The sequence below is a fragment of the Marinobacter sp. genome, from assembly GCF_039977835.1.
In the GTDB taxonomy this organism is placed as follows: Bacteria; Pseudomonadota; Gammaproteobacteria; order Pseudomonadales; family Oleiphilaceae; genus Marinobacter.
Map to the genome: position 1 here is coordinate 129,901 of NZ_JBDWCL010000048.1, position 12,321 is coordinate 142,221.

General features: G+C 58.9%; 11 protein-coding genes and 1 pseudogene. 7 read left to right on the forward strand and 5 right to left on the reverse strand.

The window, feature by feature from the left end; genetic code table 11:
- Nucleotides 1-14: 14 nt before the first annotated feature.
- The gene (locus ABJM11_RS15175; protein ID WP_348293279.1) at nt 15-977 is read right to left on the reverse strand and encodes a radical SAM protein; all 963 of its coding nucleotides are present in this window, start codon (nt 975-977) and stop codon (nt 15-17) included.
- Between the two features lie 85 nt (nt 978-1,062).
- Nucleotides 1,063-3,252, reverse strand: a complete 2,190-nt coding sequence (locus ABJM11_RS15180; protein ID WP_348293280.1) for an FAD-dependent oxidoreductase — start codon at nt 3,250-3,252, stop codon at nt 1,063-1,065.
- Between the two features lie 267 nt (nt 3,253-3,519).
- On the opposite strand from ABJM11_RS15180, the pseudogene ABJM11_RS15185 reads away from it, so the two are divergent.
- The 6 genes and pseudogenes from ABJM11_RS15185 to ABJM11_RS15210 all read left to right on the forward strand — a co-directional run.
- Nucleotides 3,520-3,627 (forward strand): annotated as a pseudogene (locus ABJM11_RS15185) (RNA polymerase sigma factor); the annotation flags it as partial.
- Complete coding sequence (locus ABJM11_RS15190; protein ID WP_348293282.1) at nt 3,621-3,878, forward strand: zf-HC2 domain-containing protein; 258 nt, start codon at nt 3,621-3,623, stop codon at nt 3,876-3,878. The pseudogene ABJM11_RS15185 and the gene ABJM11_RS15190, both read left to right, overlap by 7 nt.
- Nucleotides 3,875-5,050: an ADP-ribosylglycohydrolase family protein gene (locus tag ABJM11_RS15195; protein ID WP_348293284.1), complete on the forward strand. Its 1,176-nt coding sequence runs from the start codon at nt 3,875-3,877 to the stop codon at nt 5,048-5,050. Before ABJM11_RS15190 ends, ABJM11_RS15195 begins: the two co-directional genes overlap by 4 nt.
- 70 nt (nt 5,051-5,120) lie before the next feature.
- Nucleotides 5,121-5,876, forward strand: coding sequence for an amino acid ABC transporter substrate-binding protein (locus ABJM11_RS15200; RefSeq protein WP_348293286.1), 756 nt, complete (start codon nt 5,121-5,123; stop codon nt 5,874-5,876).
- 26 nt (nt 5,877-5,902) lie between these two features.
- Nucleotides 5,903-6,577, forward strand: coding sequence for an amino acid ABC transporter permease (locus ABJM11_RS15205; protein ID WP_348293288.1), 675 nt, complete (start codon nt 5,903-5,905; stop codon nt 6,575-6,577).
- Nucleotides 6,574-7,320, forward strand: a complete 747-nt coding sequence (locus ABJM11_RS15210) for an amino acid ABC transporter ATP-binding protein (RefSeq protein ID WP_348293290.1) — start codon at nt 6,574-6,576, stop codon at nt 7,318-7,320. The genes ABJM11_RS15205 and ABJM11_RS15210 overlap by 4 nt, the downstream gene beginning before the upstream one ends.
- 14 nt (nt 7,321-7,334) lie before the next feature.
- Here ABJM11_RS15210 and ABJM11_RS15215 read toward each other — a convergent pair whose 3' ends face one another.
- Nucleotides 7,335-8,033, reverse strand: a complete 699-nt coding sequence (locus ABJM11_RS15215) for an SDR family NAD(P)-dependent oxidoreductase (protein WP_348293292.1) — start codon at nt 8,031-8,033, stop codon at nt 7,335-7,337.
- A 248-nt stretch (nt 8,034-8,281) separates the two neighbouring features.
- Between ABJM11_RS15215 and ABJM11_RS15220 the strand changes: the two genes are divergently transcribed.
- Nucleotides 8,282-10,369, forward strand: coding sequence for a TonB-dependent receptor (locus tag ABJM11_RS15220; protein WP_348293294.1), 2,088 nt, complete (start codon nt 8,282-8,284; stop codon nt 10,367-10,369).
- 101 nt (nt 10,370-10,470) lie between these two features.
- On the opposite strand, the gene ABJM11_RS15225 is transcribed toward ABJM11_RS15220, so the two are convergent.
- Both ABJM11_RS15225 and ABJM11_RS15230 read right to left on the reverse strand, forming a co-directional pair.
- Nucleotides 10,471-11,388 carry a sucrase ferredoxin gene (locus ABJM11_RS15225; protein WP_348293296.1) on the reverse strand — a complete coding sequence of 306 codons (918 nt, stop codon included), beginning with the start codon at nt 11,386-11,388 and terminating at the stop codon, nt 10,471-10,473.
- Nucleotides 11,385-12,248, reverse strand: a complete 864-nt coding sequence (locus tag ABJM11_RS15230; protein WP_348293298.1) for an ABC transporter ATP-binding protein — start codon at nt 12,246-12,248, stop codon at nt 11,385-11,387. Before ABJM11_RS15230 ends, ABJM11_RS15225 begins: the two co-directional genes overlap by 4 nt.
- Nucleotides 12,249-12,321 lie beyond the last annotated feature (73 nt).

Genomic DNA, 12,321 nt, shown 5'->3' on the forward strand with positions numbered 1-12,321 from the left:
AGTCCTAAAAAGAATCAACCGGGCGCCGAACAACTAGCCCCAAACCGGTAACAGGAAAAACACCGGTGATGCCGCAACATAATGCGCTCATCCATACTCTCCGCCAGCGTCCCCCCAAGATCATATTCAGGGTCATCGTCCACCAGAGTGCAGGCATACACCCGCACCCGGTCACCCCGTTTCACCAGCATGCGCGTGTAAGTGCACATGAAGTGGGAACGGGCCTCCTTGGTTGGGTATTTCTCCATACAAGTCTCGGTAATCTCCGGGCTACCGTCCTCCGAGCCCGGTGTACCCAGGTCCGGGAAGGCGGTAAAGGCCAGAGTTTCCGGAATGCCCCATTCACGGAAGATGCCGCGAAAGGCGGACTCCACGTTGGCAGGAACTTCACCCGGATCGGTCTGGCGGGCGATGGAGACCTTGAACCCTTGATGCACAAGCCAGCGGATGCCTTCCAGGGCCTTGTCGAAACTGCCTTCGCCCCGGTCCACGTCGTGGCGGGCACGATCCGGGAAGTCAAGGCTGACGCGGAAGTGGATCGGGTAGGGATTGTCCAGTAACGGCAGGACCTGGTGACGGCGCTTCAGCAGCGGATCGGTGGCATTGGTCAGCACGAAGCACGGCCGGTGATGGCTGGCGTAATCCAGGATATTGATAAAGTCCCGGATCACGAACGGCTCGCCGCCGGTGAAAGAGAACTGCTCAACACCCATGTCCAGAGCTTCGTGGATAAATGGCTTCACGTCGCTCAGCTTCATGCCGGGAATGCGCCCGTCGCCCGGATGTGAACCCTCAAGGCAGAACGGGCAGGCCAGATTGCAGGCGGTGCCGGTGTGAATCCACAGCTCCTTGAGTCTATCCGAGTCAATGTAGCCGCGCGGGTCGCCGTCGCGGGTGTGGGTCCAGCTGTCGCGGGCCCGGGGTTCCAGCACGTCCACAGAGGGAATCAGTCTTTCGGCGGTTTCAGTCGGGGGCATAGCTGCTCCGTGTTAATACAGTGAATCTCTGTGTACAGACAGACGAGGAGCAGCGACGTTACAACACCGCTGCTTTTTATTTGTTTTACGTCGTCGCTTCTTTTACGGCCTTGTCGCGGGGCTGTTTGCCGCGGCGCCAGCCGTGGAGCTTCTCAAGCAGCCTGAGAATACCCTGTGGGGCGTGTTCACGCTTCCATTCACCAGCGGCGTATTTGGCCGATTCGTTCCAGGTCGGGTAAGGGTGAATGGTACCCAGAATCTTGTTCAGGCCCAGGCCATGCTTCATGGCCAGTGTGAATTCCGCCAGGATTTCGCCTGCATGCATGCCGACAACAACCGCTCCCAGTATCTTGTCCTTACCCGGCGGCGTCAGCACTTTGATGAAGCCATAGTCCTCACTTTCGGCAATGGCACGGTCCAGGTCGTCAAGGCCGTAGCGCGCCACCTCATAGGCGATACCCTTTTCCTTCGCTTCCGTCTCACTAAGCCCGACTCGCGCCACTTCCGGCGAGGTAAAAGTCACCCAGGGCATCACCCGGTAATCCACCCGGAAGCGCTTGAACTGGCCAAACAGGCCATTCACTGCGGCGTACCAGGCCTGATGGGCGGCCGAGTGGGTAAACTGGTAGGGGCCAGCCACATCGCCGCAGGCGAACACGTTCGGGAAGCGCATGCTCATGTCTTCCTCCACCGGAACCGTGCCATTGGGCAGTGTTTCCACACCAATCTTTTCCAGTCCCAGGCCGGTGGTATTGCCTGCACGGCCAACGGCCACCAGAACCTGATCAAAAGGAATCCTGACGCGTTCGCCGTTGTGCTCGCAGTAGGCCACCTTCTCCCCGCTCTCGAAGGCAAATTCTTTGGCTGCATGGTTCAGCCTCAGATCAATACCATCCTGCTGAAACTGCTTCATCACCACCTCAGCCACGTCACTGTCTTCCTTCGCCAGGATTCGGTCGCCCATCTCCACCTGGGTTACCTTGCTACCCAGCCGCGCAAAAGCATGGGCCAATTCTGAACCGATGGGGCCACCACCAAGCACCAGCAAACGTTCCGGCTGGGTGTCCAGCGACCACAGGTTATCGGAGGTCAGCGGCGCCATTTCAGCCAGCCCGGGAATCGGCGGCACTGCCGGTTTTCCTCCGGTGGCAACCACAATACTGCGGGCCGTCAGACGCTCGGTACGGCCATCCTTGTGCACAACTTCCAGTTCCCAGGGGGATACGAAGCTGGCGGTGCCGGAGATGCAGTCCACCCCCAGCTTGCGATAGCGCTCTGGCGAGTCGTGGGGCTCCACCTTGGTGATCACGTCCTGCACCCGGTTCATGATGTTTTTGAACGAGCCTTTAACGGGCACGGACTCCAGGCCGTAACGGTTGGCGTGGCGCAGGGTGTCTGCAGCTTTGGCACTGCGAATCAGCGCCTTGGACGGCACGCAGCCGGTATTCAGGCAGTCACCGCCCATCTTGTCTTTCTCGATCAACGCCACTTTGGCCTTGACCGCCGCAGCGATGTAGGCCGATACCAGGCCCGCAGAGCCGCCACCGATCACCAGCAGGTTGTAATCAAACGACTCGGGCTTCTGCCAGCCCGCATACACCCGGCGTTTGCGGATAACGCCGACAATAAACCTGGCAATCAGCGGGAACAGGCCCAGCAATGCAAATGACAGCAGAAGGTCGGCGGACAGGATGTCACCCGTGGACTCGATTTTTGACAGTTGCGTGCCCGCATTCACGTAAACAAACGTACCCGGCAACATCGCCGCCCAACTTACCAGAGCATAGGTTTTCAGCTTCATGGCAGTCAGCCCCATGGCCAGATTGATCAGGAAGAAGGGGAAGACCGGCACCAGCCTCAGGGTCGCCAGATAAAAGGCGCCGTCCTTTTCGATACCGCGATCCATCTTGGCGACGGTTTCCGCGTATTTTCGTCTCAGTGTGTCCCGAATCAGAAATCTCGCCACCAGAAACGCCAGAGAGGCGCCGATGGTTGACGCCACCGACACCGCAATCAGGCCATAAACGTTACCGAAAAACGCGCCACCGGCCAGAGTCATAATGGCGGCACCTGGGAGGGACAGCGCAGTAACCACCACATAAATGGCGGCAAAACCGAGCACTGCGACCAACAGATTCTGGCTGATCCATTGCTCAATGGAAGACTGGTGCTTCTGCAGGTTTTCCAGGGTCAGTATCTCCGGGCCACCGAAGCCGATAAACAGTGCAACCACCGCACCGATAGCGACAAGCAGAATGAGCTTTTTCGAGTTCATGTCAGAATCCATCCGTTAAGAAATAAACCAGGTTGCCCAGAAAGACACAGCTAAATGCTGGATGTTAAACCGGCTTACGTCTAGAATTTTTTGAACGATTGCTCATTTACGCCGGAACTATTCATGCCAAACATGGACATACCATTCTCCAGTCGGTTCCGGAAGTCCAATAACATCTTTATAACAAGGCTCTAACGCAGGTGTCCCGGGGGTATACGGAATGGAAACCGCAACGCATCAGTCTGATGAAGATATATTGATTCAGGCTGTAAAATTCTGGATGTCAGTGCCTCTAACCTTCGTGTATTTTTACATCGTGCCAGGCAGAAGATATTTCTTATGGTGGAAACCTTCCAGGAGAGGGGCGAATGCTGATGTGCCGGGAGCTGGCGAGGATCGCCAGTGACTACATTGACGACGAACTGGGCACAGCGCAGAAACTGGCGGTGAAAATGCACCTGATAATGTGCGAGGACTGCCGCTCGTTTATCGGTAACCTTCGCACCAGCACCGATCTTATAAAGGCTCACTCCTCCGGCAGGGCGGACCCGGAACTGGTCCGCCGCATTGATGAGCAGGTGGCCCAGACCCTGAATGCAAAAAGAAGAACAGGCGATTTCACATGACCCACAACGTATCCACCGAAAGAAAACCCGCCATCATCGCCGCTCTTGCCGGCGGCTGGGTTGCGGACGCGGCCAGCCTGGGCCTGCACTGGCTGTACGACAGCCGGCGAATCCATGAAGTGGGCGGCCAGTCGCCGGAATTCCTGCCACCGAAAGCCGACTATTACAAAGGCGGATTCGGGTACTTTGCGCACGAGAACAAACAGCCTGGCGATATCAGCCACTATGGCGCAGCCACGGAGGTACTGACCCAGAGCCTTCTGGCCAGTGAGGGCCAACTGGATATCCGCGATTACCAGCGGCGCTTTCGAGCATTCTTCGGGCCTGGCGGCCGTTGGCAGGGTTATATCGACAACCCCACACGTGTGACCCTGAACAACCTGGACTCCATTGAGCAGAATGCCATCAAACAGGCGCAGTCGACCACCAGGGCTGACCTGAGCAAAAAACAGAAGCGGATACTGGTGCAGAAGGTTTTGCCCTATACCCGGCGCCTGAGTGGTGATCAGTTGGCGGAACCGGTTCGCCGTGCCATCAACCTTACCTATCAGGAATCCGAGATACAGGAAGCCGGCGTTTACCTTGCCGAAACCATCGACAGGCACCTGCTGCCGGAGAGCGGCGCCGACGACATGCAGTTGCCGGCGGTCTCCAAGTTGCCGCCCCTGGTGGCCTGCTATTCCGGCAGCAATGAGCTGATGAAGATCATCGAGGCCGCTGTCCGGGTGACCAATCACAATGATGAAGCCGTGGCCTGGGCAAAATGTGCAGCGCGACTTCTGGACCAGCTTTTCCAGGGCAACCCCCTATCGGAAGCGCTGGAAACTGCCAAAGCCGAGGTACGGGACCGGCAAAGCCTGGACAACGCCCGATCCGGTTCATCACTGGATGCGGAAAATGCAGGCCAAACTTTCGGCCGCACCTGTTATCTGAATGAGGCCATGCCGGTGATTTTCCATATCCTGAACCATGCAGGCAGTTATACCGAAGCCGTTCGCGCCAACATCCATTGCGGCGGCGATTCCTGTGGCCGGGCCTGGATCATCGGCCCGGCCATGGCGGCCATATACGGAGTGGGTGGTGACCGCGGTATTCCGCTGAGCTGGTTGGCACGTGTAACCGATGCTTCGGATCTCCTCGCGGATATCGAGAAGCTCGTTTACAGCCAATGATATGCGTCATTGCCCTATTTTCACCCACGACTATCCTTCAAGTAGGATGCACGCCGGAAGGAGGTTTTTTATGAAAACGCTATTGATCAACACGTTATTGACGATTGCCATACTCGCAAGCGCCCCTTTGCTTGCGCAGGACGGCCCGCTGAGGGTCGGTATGTCCGGCCAGTACTTCCCGTTTACCTTTGTAGAGCAGGATCAGCTCAAAGGCTTCGACGTTGATGTCATGAATGCCATTGGTGAGGAGATGGGGCGTGATATCAAGTACGAAACCGCCAATTTCTCGGGCCTTTTCGGCATGCTGGAATCCGGGCGCATAGACACGGTTGCCAATCAGATCACCATCACCGAAGAGCGCCAGAAAGCCTATATTTTCAGCGAGCCCTACGTCTATGACGGGGCCCAGGTGGTGACCAAGAAAGGCAACACCGAGATTCAGAGCGTGGAAGATCTGAAGGGAAAAACTGTTGCTGTAAACCTGGGTTCCAATTTCGAGGCCCTGCTGCGGGAACTGCCCTACGCGGACCAGATCGACATCAAGACCTATGAAAGCAACCTTGAGCGGGACACCGCCCTGGGCCGCGTTGATGCCTTTGTAATGGACCGTGTCAGCGCCAGTCAGATCATCAAGGAAAAGCCCTTGCCCCTGGAACTGGCCGGCCCCACCTTCTCCCAGATCACCAACGCCTATCCGTTCCCTGACACCGAGGCCGGACGGGCCCTGCGGAACGAGGTGAACAAGGCCCTGGCGACTCTGCGAGACAATGGCACCCTGGCGTCCATTTCCGAGAAATGGTTCGGCACGGACATCACCCGGCCCTGAAGGGCGAAACCGAGGCCTGACTCCCCATGGACGTGCTGAACGTCGAATACATGCTCGGGCTGGTACCTGTTCTGCTCACGTACCTGCCCCTCACACTGCAGCTGGCGGGCACCGGGATGGTGCTGGCGCTTATCCTCGCCTGCCTGTTTGCCGTTATCCGCGTACTCCGTATCCCGGTCCTGAATCAGCTGACCATCGTATTCATCTCCTTTTTCAGGGGCACGCCGCTGCTGGTTCAGCTGTTCCTGTTCTACTACGGGCTGCCGCAACTGGTCAGTGCCCTGACGGTGATCGACGGGATTACGGCAACGATCATGGGCCTGACCATGCATTTTTCCGCCTACATGGCCGAATCTATCCGCGCCGCCATCGTGGGTGTCGATCGCAGCCAGACCGAGGCCGCCCTGTCCATCGGCATGACCAATGGCCAGATGATGCGGCGAATTGTCCTGCCCCAGGCCACACGGGTGGCTTTGCCCACACTGATGAACTACTTCATCGACATGATCAAAGCCACCTCTCTCGCCTTTACCCTGGGGGTCACGGAACTGATGGGTGCCACCCAGAAAGAGGCCGCCGGCAGCTTCCTCTACTTTGAGGCGTTCATTGTCGCCGCCATCATGTACTGGATCGTGGTGGAGTTGCTCTCCAAGCTTCAGCACCATCTGGAAATCCGTCTGAACAGGGCCTATAGCCGATGATCAAACTGGAATCGCTGAGCAAACATTTTGGCAAAGCCGTGGTTCTCGACAGCATCGACCTCACCATTGAGAAAGGCGAAATCGTCGTGATCATCGGCCCCTCGGGCACCGGGAAATCCACCCTGCTACGCTGCGTCAATTTCCTGGAACACCCCACCGCCGGCACAATGACCGTGGGGGACCTCACTGTAGATGCGAAAAGAGCGAGCCGGGCAGAGATTCTCTCCATGCGGCGGCGCACCGCCTTCGTGTTCCAAAACTATGCGTTGTTTGCCAACAAGACGGCGCTGCAGAACATCGCCGAGCGGCTGCTGGTGGTGGATAAATGGCCCAAGGAAAAAGCTTACCAAAGGGCGCGTGAGATTCTTGAACAGATCGGCCTGGGGGAGAAAGCAGATGCCTATCCCGCGTCCATGTCCGGCGGCCAGCAGCAGCGGGTCGGTATTGGTCGCGCCATGGCCGCCGGTGCCGAAGTCATCCTGTTTGATGAGCCCACCTCCTCGCTGGACCCGGAGTGGGTGGAGGAAGTGCTGGGGCTGATGAAAAAGCTGGCGTCAGAGCGCCAGACCATGATGGTAGTCACCCATGAAATGTCCTTTGCCCGAGACGTGGCTGACCGGGTGATCTTTATCGACGGCGGCCGGATTGTGGAGCAGGGGCCGCCCAGCGAAATTTTTTACAACCCGAAGGACCCCCGGACGAAAGACTTTCTGAAGAAAATCCTGGCCACCAATCCTGTCTGACCGCCCGAATGCTACTACCAGGTTTCCCCGAACGGTCGGATATCCAGCTCAAAGGTCCAGGCGGAAGGATCCTGCTGGCTGAGATTCCAGACAGCATCTGCCACGGCGGAAGGCTTGACGAAGAAATCATCCGGCTTGTCTGCCAGCCACTCGCGGGTGCGGGGCAGGTCCACCACGCCATCAATCACTACATTGGCTACATGGATCTTCTCTGGCCCAAGCTGGCGGGCCAGTGACTGGGCGAGGCTGCGCTGGGCCGCCTTGGCCGACGCAAAGGGTGCAGTGTTGGCCCGGCCCCGTGTCGCCGCCGACGCACTGGTGACGATAATACTGGCGGTGTCGTGCTGCCGCAGTTGCGGTAATACAGCCTTGGTGGCAACCACCAGGCCCTGAACATTGAGCCGCCAATTGGCCTCGAACTCTTCCAGACTGGCCTCTTCCGCGCTCTTGAACACACCACCACCGGCGTTATACATCATCACCGAAACCGGTCCCAGCTTGCTCTCGATGGCAGCCATCACCGTAGTAATCTGCTCGGGTTCCATCATGTCACAGGCAAAGGCGTGGGCACCGGTGACCGATTGCGCCAGCCGCTTGAGATAGTCTTCGCTGCGAGCCACCATCGCCACCTGAAAACCTTCATCGCTGAACCGCCGGACCAAGGCCTCGCCATTGCCAGGCCCAACACCCATAACAACGCATGCCCTGTTCATCAGCTATATCTCCCGCGTGTCAGTAGCTAGAGTAATTCCGGAAATTTGCCCGGCCCGTTCAAGACCCAATCATAGTCAATAAATGCCATATCTGTTGCATCGGCCCCCCGCCTTGCTACGGACTTCGCCTTTCGCCCACCCCCTGACACGTGCCACTGCAACTTGTTACATTTTTTTGGTATTGATAATCGATTACATTTAGTTTAGCTTCCGCACACTGACCGAGACTAACCACCAGGTGCCCTACAATGCCCCAACAAATCAATAAACTGAGATTTTCAATGATCCTTGCGCTGGGATGCGCATCAGCCGCAACTGCACAGGAAGGCACCAATCAGGCTCCCCAATCCCTTGATACTCTTGAAGTAACAGCCACTCGTGGCCTGGATTCCCTGAATGTGAACCCGGGTGCAGTGACGGTTGTGGACCGCAATGAAATCGACAAACAGTCCGCTTTAGGTGGCAACATCGGCGACATCCTGGCCAAGACCGTTCCCGGCCTGTCACCCTCTACCCATGGCCTGACCACGGTTGCCCAGACCCTGCGGGGCCGCAACCTGTTCGTGCTGATTGACGGCATTCCCCAGACCATCAGTCTTCGTGACGGGCTGCATTCCCTGAACTCCATTGACCCGTCCTCCATTGAGCGTATCGAGGTGATCCGGGGTTCCAATGGTGTCTACGGCTTCGGCGGCACCGGCGGCATTATCAACATCATCACCCGCAAGAACGAGAAAGGCGCGCCCCTTTACCGCACCGAACTGAATGGCGGTTTCTCCACCGAACATATCAAGGACAGCGAGCAGTTCGGGTTGTCCCAGAGCGTAACCGGTGGCTCCGGCACCTTTGACTACCAGTTCCGAGGCTCCTACGAGCAGCGGGCCAATGCCTTTGACGCCGATGGCGACCGCATTCCGCCAGACCCGAACGGCCAGGGCGGTATTGCCGACTCCCGCGAGTTCGATCTTCTGGCCAAGCTCGGCTTTGACCTGGATGCCGACAAACGGCTGGAACTGACGACCAGCTACTACGACATCAAACAGGACACCAACTATGTACTTGAGCCTGGCGTGTATGGCGAGCAGAAGACCCGCGCCGTGAAAGGCGACCCGGGCGGCAAGGACCAGGGCACCGAAAACCTGAACGTGAACCTGACCTACAGTGACCGCCAGCTGTTCGGTGACACCTCGCTGGGAGCACAACTCTACTATCGCGACTACATGACCCGTTTCGGATACTTTGCCACCTTTTATCCCGGTGGCGGCCAGTCACTGACCGAATCCGAGCGCATTGGCTCACGCCTCGACTTCGAGACGCCGTTTGACGTCATGTCCGGGGCCAAGCTGCTCTGGGGCCTGGATACCCTGATGGAGACCACCTCGCAGCCACTGGGGGACGGACGAACCTTCGTACCGGAGATGGACCAGAACAGCGTGGCGCCATTCCTGCAGGCGGAGATCCGGCTGGATTCCAAGTGGACCGTCAATGCCGGCGTACGGTACGAAAAATTCTGGTTTGAAGTGGACGACTACATCACCGTCTTCGGTGCTGATGTAGAAGGCGGAGAGCTGGAATACAGCGAAACCGTGTTCAATACCGGCGCCCGATACCAGGTAAACGATGTCTGGGCGGCTACCGCCAGCTTCTCCCAGGGCTTTACCGTTCCGGAGATTGGCCGCACCCTGCGCCAGCCCCAGCAGGGCACCTCGCTTGAGCAGATCCGCCCGGAGCCGCAGGTCGTCGACAACTATGAGCTTGGTACCGAGGCGGTATGGGATCGCGCCGATCTTGCCCTGGCGCTGTTCTACAGTGAGTCAGACCTGGGCACCAGCCTGGCGGCGGCCAACGCCGACGAACCCATACCGGTGCTCCGAAGCCCTGAACGCATCTACGGTTTTGAAGCGGAACTCAATGTCTATCCCACCAGCGACCTGAGCACGGGTGGTACCTTCACCTGGCTGGAAGGCAAGGTGGACTCGGACGACAACGGCAGTTACGACACTTACCTGGCCGGCAACCGCATTCCGCCGCTCAAGGTGACCGGCTACGTGGAACACGACACCACCGCACGCTGGACCAATCGCCTGCAAGCCATGGTGGTGGGCGACCGGGACCGCTTTAGCGGAAACGGATTCGGGGAAGGTGAGGTGGAATCCTTCACTGTTCTGGACCTGAGCAGCCGCTGGCGGACCGGTAACGGCGACATCACCCTGGCGATCAGCAACCTGCTGAACGAAGACTACTTCCCGGTGATCTCGCAGATCTACAATTTCGACACCCAATACACCACCGCACCGGGCCGCACGGTCATGCTGACCTACGGAATGGACTGGTAAACGGGGGACTGGCAGAAACCTGAATAGCAGTTGTTCAACCGCGGTCTGGGGGTGGTGTTTTATTTCCGCCAGGCCGCCAACTCCCAGCGATCAGTCCGCTATCAAAGCGGCCTGATGTCTTTGACCACCCAGCAAACGGACGTCGTGGGGCCCTCATCCAGATCCGCACAGGTATCCACTCGCATCACCTCCGTGGTTCCGCACTGTGCCACCAGAACGCCTGAGGCATCCTCCGCACGCCAGTAGACGTGGACGGCAACATCGCTGCCCTCGCCGCCCTCGGATTCGGCCCTCACTGAAAGCCTGGCGCTGATCTTCCGTGCTTCCAGCCACTCCAATGCAGCGATCTCGGCACACTGTTGCGCAGGCGTCAGCATGGACTGGCCCCGATAGCAGGGCAGGTAGGGCATGCCATCCGCCTCGTGCTCGAGCAGGGGCAACACCTGTTCCGGCGCCACCCGGCCATATTTGCGCATGGCCGGAAATACCATCACGCTGGCGGCGAGCCGGCATCCACCGAGGTGGGAGCTTTCCCAGACCTCGAACGGAAGCTTCCGCTCCGTGACTGTTGAGGCGAATGCCTGGTAGGCCGCATAACCGAACTTGGCGCAACACTTATCCTTGCGACCATGGGTGCAGCACAACACAAGGGGCTCCGTCATCGCCACTCCGGCCCAGCCAGCCAGGTCATTGCCGGATTCCAGGTCCTCCAGAAGCGCGTTCAGCTTGTCACGGGGCACATCAAAACAGCGCCCTTCGGGCAGCAGGTAGAGCCGGTGGCTGGAAGCCGGGCGACCGCGCTGGTCGATCAGGTTCACCCGCCGTCCAGCGGCGGCAAGGCGGTCTATTCGTTCGGCCAGATCGTCGTCCATGTCCCGGGCAATTCGCAGACTGCGGGACCACTTTGGCCGTGGCCAACTGATCAGCAGGTTGCTGGCGGGGTGGGTGGCGGTGCCAGCGAGGGGGTCGCCAGCCTGCACGCTTTCAACGGAGCAGAAGCGATGCACAGCAGCGTTCATACGGTTGCCACCGAGGGTGTGACTGCGCTGCCTGCCAGTGCCCGTTTGACCGGCACACAGACTGGCCGGCCCGCCAGGGGTTCGCGGATCACCTGGGCATCAAGGTCAAACACCTGCTTGAGGTTGTCGGCCGTGAAAACCGCCTCCGGTGTGCCATCGTGCAGGATCCTGCCCGCCTTCATCATCACCAGCCGGTCGGCATAGGCGGCGGCCAGGTTCAGGTCGTGGAGCACCACCAGCAGGGTACGCCCCTGCTGGTGGGCCAGGGAAACCAGCAGCTCGAGAAGATCCACCTGCACTTTCAGGTCGAGGAAGGTGGTGGGCTCGTCCAGCAACAGCAGCTCCGTTTCCTGGGCCAGCACCATGGCAATCCAGCAACGCTGGCGCTGCCCGCCACTGAGGGCGTCCACCGGCCGGTCCGCGAAGGCGGCCACATCGGCCACGGCCATGGCCTCTTCAACCGCGGCTTCGTCGTGTCTGGACCACTGGCGCATCAGGCTCTGGTAGGGGAAACGACCGAGCCCCACCAGCTCCCTCACGGTCAGGCCATCCGGGGCGGAGGGACTTTGTGGCAATATTCCCAGGCGCTGCGCCACGGCCCTGGTGGATTGCCGATGGATATCCGTGCCATCCAGAAGCACCCTGCCGGCGTCGGGAGCCAGGGTTCGTGCCAGGGTTTTGAGCAGGGTGGACTTACCGGAACCGTTGGGCCCCAGCAGAACGGTGACACTGCCGTCCTGCACCGTGAAGTCCACATCCGCCAGCACCTGCCGGCCGTTGTATCCGGCGCACAGGGCTTCGCCACGCAACCGGTGCGGGTCGGCGGGATCCGGTGTAGAAGAATATTGGTTGAGGGGCATGTTTGCGTCGCGTTCGAGTGTAGCCAGATGATATTATCTCCCATTCTCATTATCAAATCGGCACGTTGTACCT

Excerpts from the sequence above, each read along its gene's own strand:
- ABJM11_RS15175 (WP_348293279.1), bottom strand. The coding sequence starts at position 977 with ATGCCCCCGACTGAAACCGCCGAAAGACTGATTCCCTCTGTGGACGTG.
- ABJM11_RS15180 (WP_348293280.1), bottom strand. The coding sequence starts at position 3,252 with ATGAACTCGAAAAAGCTCATTCTGCTTGTCGCTATCGGTGCGGTGGTT.
- ABJM11_RS15190 (WP_348293282.1), top strand. The coding sequence starts at position 3,621 with ATGCTGATGTGCCGGGAGCTGGCGAGGATCGCCAGTGACTACATTGAC.
- ABJM11_RS15195 (WP_348293284.1), top strand. The coding sequence starts at position 3,875 with ATGACCCACAACGTATCCACCGAAAGAAAACCCGCCATCATCGCCGCT.
- ABJM11_RS15200 (WP_348293286.1), top strand. The coding sequence starts at position 5,121 with ATGAAAACGCTATTGATCAACACGTTATTGACGATTGCCATACTCGCA.
- ABJM11_RS15205 (WP_348293288.1), top strand. The coding sequence starts at position 5,903 with ATGGACGTGCTGAACGTCGAATACATGCTCGGGCTGGTACCTGTTCTG.
- ABJM11_RS15210 (WP_348293290.1), top strand. The coding sequence starts at position 6,574 with ATGATCAAACTGGAATCGCTGAGCAAACATTTTGGCAAAGCCGTGGTT.
- ABJM11_RS15215 (WP_348293292.1), bottom strand. The coding sequence starts at position 8,033 with ATGAACAGGGCATGCGTTGTTATGGGTGTTGGGCCTGGCAATGGCGAG.
- ABJM11_RS15220 (WP_348293294.1), top strand. The coding sequence starts at position 8,282 with ATGCCCCAACAAATCAATAAACTGAGATTTTCAATGATCCTTGCGCTG.
- ABJM11_RS15225 (WP_348293296.1), bottom strand. The coding sequence starts at position 11,388 with ATGAACGCTGCTGTGCATCGCTTCTGCTCCGTTGAAAGCGTGCAGGCT.
- ABJM11_RS15230 (WP_348293298.1), bottom strand. The coding sequence starts at position 12,248 with ATGCCCCTCAACCAATATTCTTCTACACCGGATCCCGCCGACCCGCAC.